Origin of the sequence: Rufibacter sediminis, assembly GCF_014269285.1 — a bacterium.
GTDB lineage: Bacteria > Bacteroidota > Bacteroidia > Cytophagales > Hymenobacteraceae > Nibribacter > Nibribacter sediminis.
This window is the reverse complement of sequence record NZ_JACOAF010000041.1, coordinates 168,342-183,588: the sequence shown is the minus strand read 5'-3', so window position 1 is coordinate 183,588 and position 15,247 is coordinate 168,342. Positions and strand designations below refer to the sequence as shown.

Genomic DNA, 15,247 nt, shown 5'->3' with positions numbered 1-15,247 from the left:
CCTCTCCCGCCCTGAGCAAAGATAACGCGCAAATACTGATTTCCTTTTACCCGTTCTGTTTCTCTCCCGAAAGCTGCTCAGGAGCGGCACCCCAGAGGAAAACAGCCGCGCCACCGGCGGAAAGAGAAATCCTCCTTCCGCCGGCGGCGCGGCTGTTTCAGGCTTCTTTTCCTAAAACGGCCCTTAAACCGATTTCTGGAAAAACTCTGAGATGATCTCGTAGGAATGCACCCGGTCCGCCTGCTCAAAGATGTTAGACCCGACCATGATCTCGTCTACGCCAGTCTCGTCCAGAAAAGCCTGGAGTTCGTCCTGTACGGTTTTAGGTCCGCCAATGAAGGAGTACCGCAACATCTGCTGCACCGCGTACCGCTCAGAGGCATCCCAGAGACCGTCCATGCTTTTCACGGGTGCCTGCATGGGCTTGGCCGTGCCGCGCACCACGTTCAGGAAAGACTGGTAGAGCGAGGTGGATTGGAAAATGGCTTCTTCATCGGTATTGGCGGCAATCACGTTCACGCAGGCCATGGCATAAGGCTCCTTGAGATCGCCTACCGGCTGGAAACTCTCACGGTACACTTTCAAGGCGGCATGCAGTTGCGAAGGCGCAAAGTGGCTGGCGAAGGCGTACGGCATGCCCAGAATACCGGCCAGTTGCGCCCCAAAGGTACTGGAACCCAGAATCCAGATGGGCACGTTAGAACCCTCGCCGGGTACGGCCCGCACCCGGGCGGTGGGGTCAATCGGCCCCAGGTAATTTTTCAATTCCACCACGTTCTGCGGAAATTCATCTACGGAACCCCGCAAATCGCGGCGCAGGGCGTGGGCCGTCATCTGATCCGTTCCCGGGGCGCGACCCAGTCCCAGGTCTATGCGGTTGGGGTACAACGTGGCCAAGGTGCCAAACTGCTCGGCCACCACCAGCGGCGCGTGGTTGGGCAACATGATACCGCCAGAACCCACGCGCAGTTTGGTGGTGGCACCGGCCACGTGGCCAATCAGCACCACGGTGGCCGAACTGGCAATGCCGGCCATGTTGTGGTGCTCGGCCATCCAGTAGCGTTTGTACCCCAGGCTTTCTACGCGCTGCGCCAGATCAACGGTATTCTGGAAGGAATCGGCGGCGGTTTTGCCGTTCAAAATGGGAACGAGGTCCAGAACGGAAACGGGTATATCGGTTAGTTTTTTAGTAGCCATCATGTGAATCTTTATTGTCAGCTCTTTTTACGGCTGATCTTCTAAAAGGCAAAAGTACAGGTAGAAAGTTCTGCACTTGGGCTCTGCCCCCGTTACTTCCAGGATACCATCCAGGCGTTTCGTCGCCCTTTTCCGGAAAATGCCCTTAAAACGCTAAACAAGCTCCATACACCCAGCGAAACAGGAAAATCAGGAACTACTCACCCCTGCCTGCTTGTTACCAAAAGGTAAACCCCAAAGGAGATTTCTAATCATAAAGCAGGAGATTTCTAATCATAAAGCCTTATACCCAAAGGCGATAATCCCCAAAGAGCGCGTATCCAATTCTAGTTTTCCAGATTATCCTCCGTTTTCAGGAATGAGGCAATAATCCAATTCACTGGTTCCTGACGGAGGGCACATGCACAACTGCCGGTGATGGTTTCACGACGCAGCGGTTGCTTGCCTGAACCAGGTTTCTTCCAAGCCACTACTGGTTTGGGTGCAAGTCTGCAAAATTTCCTTTACTTGCACTTATTCAACTTTACCCTTGCATGCAGTTACTAACTGAGATCCAGTACAACCCGTGTATTCTTTATTTTCAGAAGGCTTTTGAAGCCCATGAATTACTGTTTGAGGCCCATGAGCATTACCAGAAGCAGAGCTACCGCAACCGCTGCCACATTCTCACGGCGCAGGGCGTGGTGCCGCTCAGCGTGCCGGTAGTGAAGGGCAACAGCAAAACCATCATCACCGACCTGGAGATTGATTACAGCCAGCGCTGGGTGGACATCCATTGGCGCACCATCCGGAGCGCCTATGGTAACGCGCCTTTTTTTGAGTATTACGCCGATTACCTGAAGGACATCTATGACCGCCGCCCGGCCCTGCTTTTCCAGCTGAACATGGATTTAATGAAACTTTTCGCTAAATTCCTGAAGCTAAAGCAACCAATTGGCCTAACTCAAACGTATGGGATTACATACGAGGCACCGGTGTTGGATTGGCGCGGGGAACTTCATCCCAAGAAGGAGCCTGACAATTTGCGCTTGATGACATACCGGCAGGTGTTTGGCAAACAATTTGCAATGAACCTGAGTATACTGGATCTGTTGTTTAACCTTGGCCCAGAGGCATCTACTTATTTACGGAATCCTGCGGCTTTCTGTTGAACATTTGCCCCACTCATTTTGTTAATTTAAATGCGTAGCCTCGGCAGCACTTTGCAGTAACACGCACAACAACAATTTACTAGACAAGAACTTACATGGAAGCCAAATTCTCAAATAGAGTGAAAGAGGTGATCTCTCTCAGTCGCGAGGAAGCCATCCGTTTGGGGCATGATTACATCGGCACCGAGCACCTGCTTCTGGGTATGATCCGCGAAGGAGAAGGCACCGCAATCGCTTTGCTTAAAAAGCTGGGAGTACCCATGGAGGAGCTCAAGTACGCGCTTGAGCAGGCCACCAAGAATACCGCCAGCCCTAATACAAATATTACCGGAAGTATCCCGCTTACCAAACAGACGGAGAAGGTCCTGAAAATAACGTATTTGGAGGCTAAAATCTTCAAATCTGACATCATAGGTACAGAACACCTGTTGCTGTCTATTTTGCGGGACGAGGATAATATTTCATCGCAAACCTTAGCCAAATTCAACGTGAACTACGAAGCTATTCGGGATTCGTTAGACTATCATGCTAACAACCCTCTCGCCTCTTCAGATACCGACGATAACGACGATAACGACAAACTCTTCGGCTCTTCCTCTAAAGGAGGCGCTGGCTCTGCCGCCAAGAAGGGTGCCGAGAAATCCCGCACGCCGGTGCTGGACAACTTCGGCCGTGATCTGACCAAGTTGGCCGAGGAAGGCAAACTGGACCCTATTGTGGGTCGTGAAAAAGAAATCGAACGCGTGGCTCAGGTATTGAGCCGTCGTAAGAAAAACAACCCGATTCTGATTGGGGAGCCTGGTGTGGGTAAAACCGCCATTGCTGAAGGTCTGGCCCTGCGTATCATCCAGAAGAAGGTTTCTCGGGTGCTTTTCGGAAAACGCGTGGTAACCTTAGACCTGGCTTCATTGGTAGCCGGTACTAAATACCGCGGTCAGTTTGAAGAGCGTATGAAAGCCGTGATGAACGAACTGGAGAAATCTCCGGACGTGATTCTCTTCATTGATGAGTTGCACACCATTGTGGGTGCTGGTGGAGCCTCCGGATCTCTGGATGCCTCCAACATGTTCAAACCTGCGCTGGCCCGCGGTGAAATCCAATGCATTGGTGCTACTACGTTAGACGAATACCGTCAGTACATTGAGAAAGATGGTGCTTTGGCTCGTCGTTTCCAGATTGTGATGGTAGACCCTACCACCCCAGAGGAAACCATTGAGATCCTGCACAACATCAAAGACAAATACCAGGATCACCACCACGTGACCTATTCAGACAAAGCCATTGAGGCCTGTGTGAAGTTGAGCGACCGCTACATGAGCGACCGTTTCCTGCCAGACAAAGCCATTGACATTCTGGATGAGGCGGGTGCCCGCGTGCACATCAACAACATTGTGGTGCCTGAAGATATCCTGAATCTGGAGCAACAGATTGAGAACATCAAGGACGAGAAAAACCGTGTGGTGAAAAGCCAGAAGTACGAAGAGGCGGCTCAACTGCGTGACAAAGAGAAAAAACTTCTGGACCAACTTGACTCCGCTAAAAAGAGCTGGGAAGAGGAAACCAAGAAGAAGCGTTACGCTGTGAAAGAAGAAAACGTGGCCGAGGTAATCGCCATGATGACAGGTATTCCGGTGAAACGTATCGCGCAGAAAGAAAGCCTCAAGCTTTTGAACATGGGCGAAGAGCTGAAAGGCAAAGTGATTGGTCAGGAAAAAGCGATTACGCAGTTGGTGAAAGCCATTCAGCGGACCCGCGTTGGTCTGAAAGATCCGAAACGCCCCATCGGTTCGTTCGTATTCCTGGGCCCTACCGGGGTTGGTAAAACCGAGCTGGCCAAAGTTCTTTCCACCTACCTGTTTGACAAGGAAGATTCTTTGGTGCGCATTGACATGAGTGAGTACATGGAGAAATTCAGCGTATCTCGCTTGGTGGGAGCGCCTCCCGGCTACGTGGGTTACGAAGAAGGTGGTCAGCTGACGGAGAAAATCCGTCGTAAGCCTTACTCTGTGGTATTGCTGGATGAGATTGAGAAAGCGCACCCAGACGTATACAACCTGTTGCTGCAAGTGCTGGATGACGGTGTGTTGACTGATGGTTTAGGCCGTAAAGTTGACTTCAGAAACACCATCATCATCATGACCTCCAACATTGGAGCTCGTGACTTGCAGGACTTCGGGGCTGGGGTTGGTTTCGCGACCAAAACCCGTCAGGAGAACATGGACGACATCATGAAAGGCACCATTGCTTCTGCCTTGAAGAAAACGTTCTCGCCTGAGTTCCTGAACCGTTTGGATGACGTGATCGTGTTCAACTCGCTGGTGAAAGAAGATATCCATAAAATCATTGATATCTCGCTTGCTAAACTGTTGACACGCGTGAAAACGTTAGGCTACACCATTGAGATCACTGACAAAGCCAAAGACTTTGTGGCCGAGAAAGGATATGACTCTAAATATGGTGCCCGTCCGTTGAACCGTGCCATCACCAAGTACATGGAAGACCCGATTGCCGAGGAAATTCTGAAAGCCGAGCTGGCGCAGGGAGACACCATCGTGATTGACTACGAAGAAGGCAAAGAAGAACTGACCTTCTCCAACCGCAAGAACGAGGATGCCGTGCCAGACACTTCAGATGATCTTCCGGAAGCGTCTTCTTCTGAAGAGGAAGAAACCACGCCTACTGATGGCAAGAAGAAAGACTAATTGAAATTTTATATTTGGAAAGGCTGACAGACAAACTGTCAGCCTTTTTGTTTTTAAGTAAGAATTCAGAAAAGTGTAACAAAAATTTTACACTGCCCTATTCTTTCCTAAATTTGATTTCTTGTACCAACATCAAACTGCTTCAATGTCAGACGGAAATAAGCTGGACAGCAAATTTGAAACATTAGACCGCAAAAATGCCGAGGCCCTCTTAGGAGGTGGACAGGCCCGCATTGATGCGCAACATAAAAAAGGCAAACTCACTGCCCGCGAACGCATTGACTTACTTCTGGACGAAGGTTCTTTTGAGGAGATCGGCAAGTTTGTGATGCACCGCTCCAAAGACTTCGGGCTGGACAAAGAATACTACCTAGGCGATGGCGTGGTGACCGGTTACGGAACCGTGAACGGCCGACTAGTTTACGTTTTCTCCCAGGACTTCACCGTTTTTGGCGGTTCCCTCTCTGAAACCCACGCCGAGAAGATTGTAAAAATCATGGATTTGGCCATGAAGAACGGCGCTCCCGTGATTGGCCTCAATGACTCCGGCGGAGCCCGCATTCAGGAAGGCGTGGTGTCTCTGGGCGGCTACGCCGATATTTTCTACAAAAACACCTTAGCTTCCGGCGTTGTACCGCAATTGTCGGGTATTATGGGACCTTGTGCCGGTGGGGCGGTATATTCCCCCGCCATCACTGATTTCATCCTGATGGTGGAAGACACGTCCTATATGTTTGTGACCGGCCCGAACGTGGTGAAAACGGTGACGCATGAAACAGTGACTTCAGAGGAGTTAGGCGGCGCCAGCACCCACAGCACTAAAAGCGGCGTGACGCATTTCTCCTGCGCCAATGAGGTAGTCTGCATCCAGAATATTAAACAGTTGTTGAGCTACATGCCGCAGAACTGCGAGGAACTCCCTCCTTCCCTGCCCTATGAAGCCCAAGCTGACGAAACCCGTGAAGTCCTGAATTCCATTGTGCCGGAGAATCCCAACCAGCCGTATGACATCCGGGAAGTAATTGAAGGCATAATTGATGCTGACTCCTTTTTGGAGGTGCACAAGAACTTCGGGGAAAACATTGTGGTGGGCTTTGCCAGATTGGCAGGTCGCAGCATCGGGATTGTAGGGAACCAGCCGGCTGTCCTAGCCGGGGTTCTGGACATCAACGCATCTACCAAAGCAGCCCGTTTCGTGCGCTTCTGTGATTCCTTCAATATTCCGTTGCTGGTGTTGGAAGACGTACCCGGTTTCCTGCCCGGCACCGATCAGGAGTGGCGCGGTATCATCACCAACGGCGCTAAATTGCTGTATGCTTTCTGCGAGGCCACGGTGCCGCGTGTTACCGTGATCACCCGCAAAGCGTATGGCGGGGCTTATGACGTGATGAACTCCAAGCACATTGGCGCGGACCTGAACTACGCTTGGCCAACCGCCGAGATTGCCGTGATGGGCGCCAAAGGAGCCGCTGAGATCATCTTCAAACGTGAGATTGCCGCCGCCGAGGATCCAGAAGCCAAACTCGCGGAGAAAGTAGCGGAATATCAGTCCAAATTCGCGACGCCGTACCGCGCAGCCCACCGCGGTTTCGTAGACGAGGTAATTTATCCTTCGGAAACCCGCGCCAAGCTGATCAGAGCGTTTAAGATGCTGGAAAACAAAGTAGACCAGCTACCCAAGAAAAAGCACGGGAATATTCCATTATAAGTAAAAGATGCAAGACACTGAACTGCAGACAATTGACCCCAGAGGCAACGGGAAGAAGTTCTAACATCCAGAGTCCAGCATCTAACAGTTAGAATCTATTATCCAATATTCAATTGCGCCCTTGGCTGGTGATGACAAAGCACCCCAGCCAATTACTACTTCATCAGACTAACAACTTCCGGAGAGTGCTTTGCTCCACCTAAACAGAAAGCTATGAGAGAAGAAAGCTTTGAATTCCTGCAGACCTACCTCAACAACGCCGCACCAACCGGCTTTGAGTCATCAGGCCAGAAACTGTGGTTAGACTACATCAGACCGTATGTAGACGAGTATTTCGTGGACACGTACGGCACCGTGGTGGGCGTCATCAACCCCGAGGCCGAGTACAAGGTAGTCATTGAGGCCCACGCCGATGAAATTGCCTGGTTTGTGAACTACATCACGCCCGAGGGCTTTATCTACGTACGCCGGAACGGTGGTTCTGATGCCGTGATCGCGCCGTCCAAACGGGTGAACATCCACACCAAGAAGGGCTTGGTGAAAGCGGTGTTCGGGTATCCGGCCATCCATGTGCGCAAGCCAGATCAGGACAAAGCGCCCACCGTAGAAACCATTTTCCTGGATTGCGGTGCGGCCAACAAGCAGGAAGTAGAGGAAATGGGCATTCACGTAGGCTGCGTGATCACCTTCGATGATGAGTTCTGGACCATGAACGAGAAGTTCTACGTGGGCCGGGCGCTAGACAACCGTATCGGGGGGTTCATGATCGCGGAGGTGGCGCGTATGCTGAAGGAGAACGGAAACACGCTTCCTTTCGGGTTATACATCGTCAACGCGGTACAGGAAGAGATTGGTCTGCGCGGCGCCGAGATGATCGCGCACCGCATCAAGCCAGACCTGGCCATCATCACCGATGTGACGCATGACACGCAGTCGCCCATGTACGAGAAGAAAACCAACGGCGATCTGCACTGCGGCAAAGGACCGGTGTTAACCTACGGCCCGGCGGTACAGAACAACGTGCTGGACATGCTCATTGAGGTGGCGCAGAAAAATGAGATTCCTTTCCAGCGGGCCGCCGCCACCCGCGCCACCGGCACCGATACCGATGCCTTTGCGTATTCTTCTGAAGGTGTAGCCTCCGCGCTTATCTCACTGCCGTTAAAATACATGCACACCACCGTGGAAACCGTGCACAAAGATGACGTGGACAGCATCATCAAGCTGTACTACCACTTCCTGACCCAGCTGCAAAGCGGCCATGATTTCCGCTATCTGAAATAGTCGTTTAGCGGCCGTTTTTCAGAAAACCGGCCCAAAACGCATGTTACAGGTACAGACCTGTGGGGTTTCCGAAACCTCACAGGTCTTTCTGTTTTAGAGCCGTTTTCCGGAAAAGAGGCACAAAACAGCGGTGCGGCGCTTACCTTGAAAGTCAGCAGAGAGGCCGACAGGTTGGCAAGCCGGGGTTCAGTTCTGGCAGGATACTACTACAGAACACGATAATTCCCTATCTTCACCCGCAGTACTCACCTGCCACACCATGGAATTAAGCACTTCCCGTTTGCTCCTGCGCGAATTCAAAGAAGATGACTGGCATTTCACCAACCTGTACGAATCCAACGAGGAGGTGATGCGGTACCAGACCAGCCAGGTGCGCACCAGCAAAGAAAGCCTGGACTACCTGCTGCACTGCCTGGAGGAAGCCAAAGAAGAGCCGCGCACCTTGTTTGACCTGGCCATTGTGCTGAAAACGACCGATATGCTCATCGGGCGGGTGGGCATGAAAGTGGATCACGATGCAGAGGAAGCCGTTTTGTGGTACATCCTCAACCAGACCTACTGGAACAAAGGCTACACCTCTGAGGCCGCCGCCGCGCTCATGCGTTTCGGATTTGAGGAACTGCACCTCCACCGCATCTGGGCCGACTGTGATCCGCGCAACATTGGTTCTTACCGCGTCATGGAGAAGCTGGGTATGCGCCGCGAGGCCCACTTCCGGGAGAACATCTTCATCAAAGGCTCCTGGTGCGATTCTTACATCTATGCCCTTCTGGACTATGAATGGAGAAATCAGTTGGAAATGAAGAAGTGAGCATCAGAAAATAAGAATGGGAACGCACTCCGTTTTCTGCCCGTTTTCTGAAAAAAAGCTTGAAATGGCATCCATCTAAATCCGCCGTCCTTGTTAGTGTTCTCATCAACCAAGCAGCCGAAAACGCCTTTCCGACTACTTAGAAATCGACCTTCTTCCCACGCAAAACCCGCATTCACCAATTACCTAAACGTTACCCAGAACCAAGTGCTTTTCCTAGATCAGATGAACCGCCAAGTTTCTTTGCCACAGCCGCCCCGCCGGATTGTGTCGCTGGTGCCATCCCAGACGGAGTTATTGTTCCACTTGGGCTTGGGCGATAAGATAGTAGGCGTGACTAAATTCTGTATTCACCCCAAGGAGCAGGTGAAAGCCAAAACGAAGATAGGGGGCACTAAAAACTTCAACTTCGAGGTCATTGACCAGCTGCAGCCGGATCTGATTATTGGCAACAAGGAAGAAAACTACCAAGCGGGCATTGAACAGCTGCAGCAGAAATACCCCGTCTGGATGAGCGACATCTACTCGCTGGATGATTCTTGGGAGATGATGCAAGCCGTGGGCCATTTAACGGACGCCCTACTACCGGCCGAAGCACTGGTTTCTGAGCTTAAGCAACAGTTTGCCCAGCTTCAGCCGGTGGTTCCGGCCATCCCCACGGCCTATTTCATCTGGCGGAACCCGTATATGGGCATCGGGAACCAGAACTTTATAGACCATTTGCTCACGCGTTGCGGTTTTGAGAACGTACTGGGGCATCTGCCCAGGTACCCTGAGGTTTCTGCTGAACAATTGCGATCGGCAAATCCCCGCTTGATTCTGCTGTCTTCAGAGCCCTATCCGTTTAAAGAAAAGCACATCGCTGAGTTCCGGGCCATTTGTCCCGAGGCGCAGATCAAAGTAGTAGACGGGGAACTGTTCAGCTGGTATGGCAGCCGACTGCTGCATTCGGTGCCTTATCTGCAGGAATTGCAACAGGCGGTCATGGGTTAATGGCAGGCTTGCCTGGAAGCGAACCTTTCCCTCCAGAAAAGAAAAGGCCCTTTGCAGTAGTTGCAAAGGGCCTTTCTGTGTAGAAAAGGTAAAGCTTACGGCTTGCTGGTTTTGTCTACCTGCGCCACGGCGTTCTTCAACTCCTGGGCTTCGGCTAAGTGCTCTTTCAGAACTGGTAAGATCTGATCAATGAATTGCTGCACATCCGGGTCGTTTACCTCTTTGTCGGCTTTCTCATAAAAGGCGATGGCCTCTTCATGGGCTTCAACTTCCAGATTGGCAAAGGTTTGGTCAAACTCCTCCCCTTTCTTATTCTCCAGGCTGTCTACCAGGGCTTTCTTCTCACTTCCCATTTGAGCAGGCAGCTGAACGTCTTTTTTCTTCGCTATCTCGGCCAGAACAGGCGTGGTTCTGGAGTGTACGTGGTAGATTTTCTGTCCCAGCGCACCAACCGATCCTTTTTCGCTTTGGTCTTCGGCCATCATACCGGCCATCAACTGAAAGTTATCAGTGGTAGCCGCCTGCTTCAGGAACTGTTCAACTTTAACATGGTCTGCTGCGGTAGCTTCTTTATCTACTTTATTGCAAGAAACCAATGTCATGCCGCTCATCACCATTGACGAGGCGAGCATCCAAACATTGAATTTTTTCATAGTCGTATTTATTAGAATTTCCTGATATTATAACCAGATAAACGCAAGAATGATTCATTTGTTGTAATAGTTCAGATTCATCCTTGCCATACTATCAATATTCCAAACAACTACTTACTATTATTATATTTAACTAATCCCGTTTATCGCTTACTTCAGGAAAACTTAGGCAAAACTGACTGTTACAATCTATTGATTTTCAAATACAACCTTACTCAACAAGCGCGTTAACGCTGCAAAGGAAAATTGAACAACAGCCGCAGTAACCCTGTCTGGCAGCCGGGCTACTTTGATCAACCTAAAATGGAATGACACAAAAAAGTCCTCCAGACAACTGAAGGACTTTTTTGTGCCAAATGATCTGAAATCTACTGGATTTCGTCTACCGCAAACCCCGCTTTCTGCAGTTCCTCCCAGTATTTGGGGTAAGATTTGCGCACGACGCGGTGCTCTTCCACCACCAGGGGCTGCTTCAGGCCCAGCGGCGCGAAGGCCATAGCCATGCGGTGGTCTTCATAGGTATGAATGCTAGCCTCGTTTTGGGGCTGGTTTACCAAAAAGACCTTAAAAACAGCTGGTTCCGTCTCGCGGAGTTCTGCCCCCAGTTTCACCAGCTCGGCCTGCAGGGCGGCAATACGGTCGGTTTCCTTGATGCGGAGGCTCTCCAGACCGGTCATCTCCACTTCCACCTCCAGCCCCGCCGCCAGTGCGGCCACCGTCTGAGCCAGATCTGGACAAGCGAAGAAATCAATGCGGGCCAGTGGCTGGGTGATGGGCTGCTTGGTTAGCTGCACGCCCTCGGGGGTGAAGACGGTCTGCACCCCGAAAGGAGCCATCAAGGTTGGCAGCACGCTGTCGCCCTGGAGCGAATCTTTCCGAAGCGCGGGCAGAAGCAATTCGGCTTCCCGGGCCAGCGCCGCGATGCTGTACCAATAGCTGGCCGCACTCCAGTCTGACTCCACGGTGTACTCCCGGGCCTGGTACTCTTGTTTCGCCACCGAAATTTTCTGGCCTTCAAACGTGGCCTGCACGCCAAAATACGCCATTTGCGCCAGGGTCATCCGGATGTACGGCTCCGAGCTGATTTTCCCTTCCAAGGTCAGTTCCAGGCCTTGCGGCAGCAGCGGCGCAATCATGAGCAGCGCCGAGATGTACTGGCTGCTGATGTCGGAACGCACCGTCAACTGGTTCGTTCCCGAGAAATCAAAGCCCTTCATCTGAAGCGGCGGGTAACCTTCCTCCCCTACATACTCAATCTGGGCACCCAGTTTTCTGAGGGCATCCACCAGTACCCCAATGGGCCGCTGGCACATGCGGGGCGTTCCGGTCAGGGTGAGTTGCTGGCCAGTGGCCGCGTAATAGGCCGTTATAAAACGCATGACCGTTCCGGCATCTTCGGCGCTTACCTCTTCGCCCGCGGGCGTGGAGAGCAAACGGTTCAGCAATTGGGTGTCATTGGCGTCTGACAGGTTATGGATGGGGAAATCTTTCCCCGATAAGGCCCGGATGATGAGGGCGCGGTTGGCTTCACTTTTGGAGGCGGGCAAGGTCACGCGTCCGCGCAACACGCCCGTGGGGTGCGATACGCGCACGGCAGCAGCTGAAATCATAGTAATTGGTAATAGCGCAAGGCACTCTGTACCTCGGGCAGGGTGATAGGTTGGTCATAGACGGCTTCGCCGATCTTCTGCAGCAAAGTACAGTTGATGGTAGCGCCGTCGTTCTTTTTATCGTGCAGGCACAGCTGGCTGATGGCTTGGACATCTTCCTGGGGCAGGTTCACCTTCTCGTAGATAGACAGCATAAATGTTTCTATCTGGTCCAGTTCTTCCTGGGGCAGCAGCCCTTTCTGCACCGACAGCCAGGCTTCGCAGATCATGCCTACGGCGATGGCTTCGCCGTGCAGCAGCACCTGGCCGGGCTTCTCCAGGTAAAAACTCTCTACGGCGTGGCCAATGGTGTGCCCAAAATTGAGGATTTTACGCAAACCGTTCTCCAGCGGATCGGCAGTCACTACCCTAGATTTTATCTGGATGGAATGCCGGATCAGATCGGTCCAGTCCTCGGTGAACATACCCACGTAGCGCTGCTCAAAGAATTTGTCGGCATCCATGATGAGCCAGTGCTTGATGATCTCGGCGTAGCCGGATTTCATCTGGCGCATGTCCAGTGTCTGCAGAAAGGCCGGGTTCACCAGCACCGCCAACGGCTCCTGAAACACCCCGATGTGGTTTTTGAACCCCATGAAATCGATCCCGGTTTTGCCGCCCACGCTGGCATCTACCTGAGACAGCAGCGTAGTGGGCACGTTCACGAACCGGATGCCGCGTTTGTACAGGCTGGCACAAAATCCGCCCAGGTCGGTTAACACACCGCCGCCCAGGTTCACCAGCAAACTCCAGCGGTCCAGACTCTGCTCGGTGAGTTCGCGCCACACGTGCTCGCAGGTAGCCAGGTTCTTGTGTTCCTCGCCGCTCTGGATCTGCACCACGTGGTGACCATCGGGCAGGTAGGGTTTCAGGAGCGGGTAGCAGTGCCAATGCGTATTCTCGTCTACCAGCACCACCGTCTTTTTGAACGCCCGGCTGTGCAGCAGTTCCTTGAGCTGCCCCACGGCATTGGGGCCTATGAAAATCTCTTCGGTCAAACTTGTCTGTGTTTATTGCGTTTTGGGACTGTTTTCTAGAAAAGAGCCCCAAAACGGGTTGAGGTGCTAAAGAACGGAATGCTGGGGGCAGTTCAAAAGAAAAAACAAAGAAAAATTGGCCATCTCTTATCCCTTGTGATCCAGCTGAACTTGCCTGGTCTTTTTTCCAAGACACAATGGAGTTCTTTCTTGGGTGAAATTGTGGCCCTATAGCAAGAAACGGATTCGTCTATCAGGAGCAACCCTGAGCGTATGACCCAAACAGACAGCCGGTTTGCCCCATAACTTGAGCAGCCGTTAGCAACCATTGTGTTTACGGGCTGTTTTTTCCAAACGAGCCTTAAAAACAACTAACATCCGTTTTTACGTTATCTTTGTATTGTGTATTTGTAGCAACTAAATATGAACCCTGCACCAACCATTTCCTTTGAGAATACCGCCATTGCGTTTGCTGATAAATCAGATGCAGAACTCTACAAAACCTACCTCCTGTTTGCGGCCATGAACAACAACTCCATGGTGAAAATGGGCGGCGGGATGATGAAGAAGGCTTTGAGCTGGAACCTGCCCGTCAAGTTTCTGATCAAGAAAAGCATTTTTGAACAGTTCTGCGGTGGCGAAACCATCCAGGAATGCAAACCCACCATTGAGCGGTTGGGCAGATCGGGGATCGGGACCATTCTGGATTACTCCGTGGAAGGCGAAAGCAACGAGGCCAGCTTTGACCACACGGTGCAGGAGATCATCTCCACCATTGACATGGCGGCCAACTCCAACCACATCCCGTTCAGCGTGTTCAAGGTAACCGGCGTGGCAGATTCAGACTTACTCACCAAGGCCCAAACCACCCAGGAACTCACCCAGGCCGAGAAAGCGGCGTTTGGCCGGGCTCGCACCCGGGTGAAAACCATCTGCCAGCGGGCGTTTGAACAGGGCGTGCGCGTCTTCATTGACGCCGAGGAAAGCTGGATGCAGGAAACCATTGACCAGCTGTGCCTGGAGATGATGGAACTCTACAACCAGGAGCGCCCCATTGTCTACAACACCTACCAACTCTACCGCCATGACCGCCTGGATGTGATCAAGCGCGACTATGAGCGGGCCAAGAAACTGGGTTTCTACCTGGGCGGCAAACTGGTGCGCGGCGCGTACATGGAGAAAGAAGGCCGGGTGGCCCAGCAGCGCGGCATCAACAACCCCATCAACCCCACCAAACAAGCCACCGATGCCCTGTATGATGAGGCGCTGCGTTTCTGCGTGGAGCACATTGACCGCATTGCCATCTGCGCCGGCACGCATAACGAGCAAAGCTCCTACCACCTCATGCAGCTGATGGACGAGTTCAACATCCAACCTTCAGATGAGCGCATCTATTTCGCGCAGCTGCTGGGCATGAGCGACAATCTCTCTTATAACCTGGCCCACGCCGGGTACAACGTGGCCAAATATGTTCCTTATGGTCCTGTAGAGGCCGTGATGCCGTACCTGTTGCGCCGCGCCGATGAAAACACTGCTATTGCCGGGCAAAGCAGCCGTGAGTTCTCACTGGTGAAGAAAGAACTGGAGCGCCGCAAACGCAAATCGTGATCATTGGCAAAAGAAGAGCCGTTTAGGGCTTGTCTTAGACAAACGGCCCCCAAACGGCTCTTCTTTATTTTTATCTTAAAAAGAAAAAGCGTCTCTCACGCAAACCGTAAGAGACGCTTTTATCTTGTCCTAATCTAAAGGTGCGCCAAGGCACACCGTCAAATTACTGAGCAGTTGTAGTACCAGTAGTGGTAGTAGCAGCAGAATCAGTAGTAGTGGTAGTAGTTGAAGTAGTGTCACCTACAGTTGCATCAGTTGCAGCAGCGTCAGTAGCAGCAGCATCAGTTGTAGTTTCAGTAGTTGTTTCAGTAGATTCAGCAGTTTTAGACTCGCAAGAAGCGAAAACGAACATACCAGCAACTAGGGCAAGAGAAAATACCTTTTTCATGGTGATTTTTTTTAAGGGTTTTAGCGTTAATTTCAACCTTTATACCACTACCCCCCGGCAGGTAACCCATCATTTTCAGAAATTTTTTATTTTTTTTCTGTGGGTTACTAATGGACTGAAACTGTA

The 15,247-nt window shown here is 51.8% G+C and carries 12 protein-coding genes; 7 read left to right on the top strand and 5 right to left on the bottom strand.

All coding sequences use genetic code 11. The features are described from left to right. Positions 1-183: 183 nt before the first annotated feature. Positions 184-1,200 carry an LLM class flavin-dependent oxidoreductase gene (locus tag H7U12_RS16915; protein ID WP_186640194.1) on the bottom strand — a complete coding sequence of 339 codons (1,017 nt, stop codon included), beginning with the start codon at positions 1,198-1,200 and terminating at the stop codon, positions 184-186. Positions 1,201-1,730: 530 nt separating this feature from the next. Between H7U12_RS16915 and H7U12_RS16910 the strand changes: the two genes are divergently transcribed. The 6 genes from H7U12_RS16910 (at position 1,731) to H7U12_RS16885 (ending at position 9,846) form a co-directional block, all read left to right on the top strand. After that, positions 1,731-2,348, top strand: a complete 618-nt coding sequence (locus H7U12_RS16910) for a WbqC family protein (RefSeq protein ID WP_186640192.1) — start codon at positions 1,731-1,733, stop codon at positions 2,346-2,348. A 95-nt stretch (positions 2,349-2,443) separates the two neighbouring features. Further along, positions 2,444-5,050 carry an ATP-dependent Clp protease ATP-binding subunit gene (locus H7U12_RS16905; RefSeq protein WP_186640190.1) on the top strand — a complete coding sequence of 869 codons (2,607 nt, stop codon included), beginning with the start codon at positions 2,444-2,446 and terminating at the stop codon, positions 5,048-5,050. Between the two features lie 145 nt (positions 5,051-5,195). Further along, positions 5,196-6,758 carry an acyl-CoA carboxylase subunit beta gene (locus tag H7U12_RS16900; protein ID WP_186640188.1) on the top strand — a complete coding sequence of 521 codons (1,563 nt, stop codon included), beginning with the start codon at positions 5,196-5,198 and terminating at the stop codon, positions 6,756-6,758. A gap of 213 nt (positions 6,759-6,971) precedes the next feature. After that, positions 6,972-8,042, top strand: a complete 1,071-nt coding sequence (locus H7U12_RS16895) for a M42 family metallopeptidase (RefSeq protein WP_186640186.1) — start codon at positions 6,972-6,974, stop codon at positions 8,040-8,042. A 259-nt stretch (positions 8,043-8,301) separates the two neighbouring features. Further along, positions 8,302-8,853 (top strand): GNAT family N-acetyltransferase, encoded by a 552-nt coding sequence (locus H7U12_RS16890; protein WP_186640184.1) that lies wholly within the window; start codon positions 8,302-8,304, stop codon positions 8,851-8,853. A 207-nt stretch (positions 8,854-9,060) separates the two neighbouring features. After that, on the top strand, positions 9,061-9,846 hold the full coding sequence (locus H7U12_RS16885; protein WP_317170788.1) for a helical backbone metal receptor: 786 nt from the start codon (positions 9,061-9,063) through the stop codon (positions 9,844-9,846). 95 nt (positions 9,847-9,941) lie between these two features. Here H7U12_RS16885 and H7U12_RS16880 read toward each other — a convergent pair whose 3' ends face one another. The 3 genes from H7U12_RS16880 to aroB all read right to left on the bottom strand — a co-directional run bounded on the left by H7U12_RS16880 (position 9,942) and on the right by aroB (position 13,146). Next, complete coding sequence (locus H7U12_RS16880) at positions 9,942-10,499, bottom strand: DUF4142 domain-containing protein (protein ID WP_186640182.1); 558 nt, start codon at positions 10,497-10,499, stop codon at positions 9,942-9,944. 368 nt (positions 10,500-10,867) lie between these two features. Continuing rightward, positions 10,868-12,109, bottom strand: a complete 1,242-nt coding sequence (locus H7U12_RS16875) for a 3-phosphoshikimate 1-carboxyvinyltransferase (protein WP_186640180.1) — start codon at positions 12,107-12,109, stop codon at positions 10,868-10,870. Next, complete coding sequence (aroB, locus tag H7U12_RS16870; protein ID WP_186640178.1) at positions 12,106-13,146, bottom strand: 3-dehydroquinate synthase; 1,041 nt, start codon at positions 13,144-13,146, stop codon at positions 12,106-12,108. Before aroB ends, H7U12_RS16875 begins: the two co-directional genes overlap by 4 nt. 402 nt (positions 13,147-13,548) lie before the next feature. On the opposite strand from aroB, the gene H7U12_RS16865 reads away from it, so the two are divergent. Continuing rightward, a complete protein-coding gene (locus H7U12_RS16865) occupies positions 13,549-14,733 on the top strand; it encodes a proline dehydrogenase family protein (RefSeq protein WP_186640176.1) in 1,185 nt (394 codons plus the stop codon). A gap of 163 nt (positions 14,734-14,896) precedes the next feature. Here the strand turns inward: H7U12_RS16865 and H7U12_RS16860 are convergent, their stop codons facing one another. After that, positions 14,897-15,157, bottom strand: coding sequence for a hypothetical protein (locus H7U12_RS16860; RefSeq protein WP_241749483.1), 261 nt, complete (start codon positions 15,155-15,157; stop codon positions 14,897-14,899). Positions 15,158-15,247 lie beyond the last annotated feature (90 nt).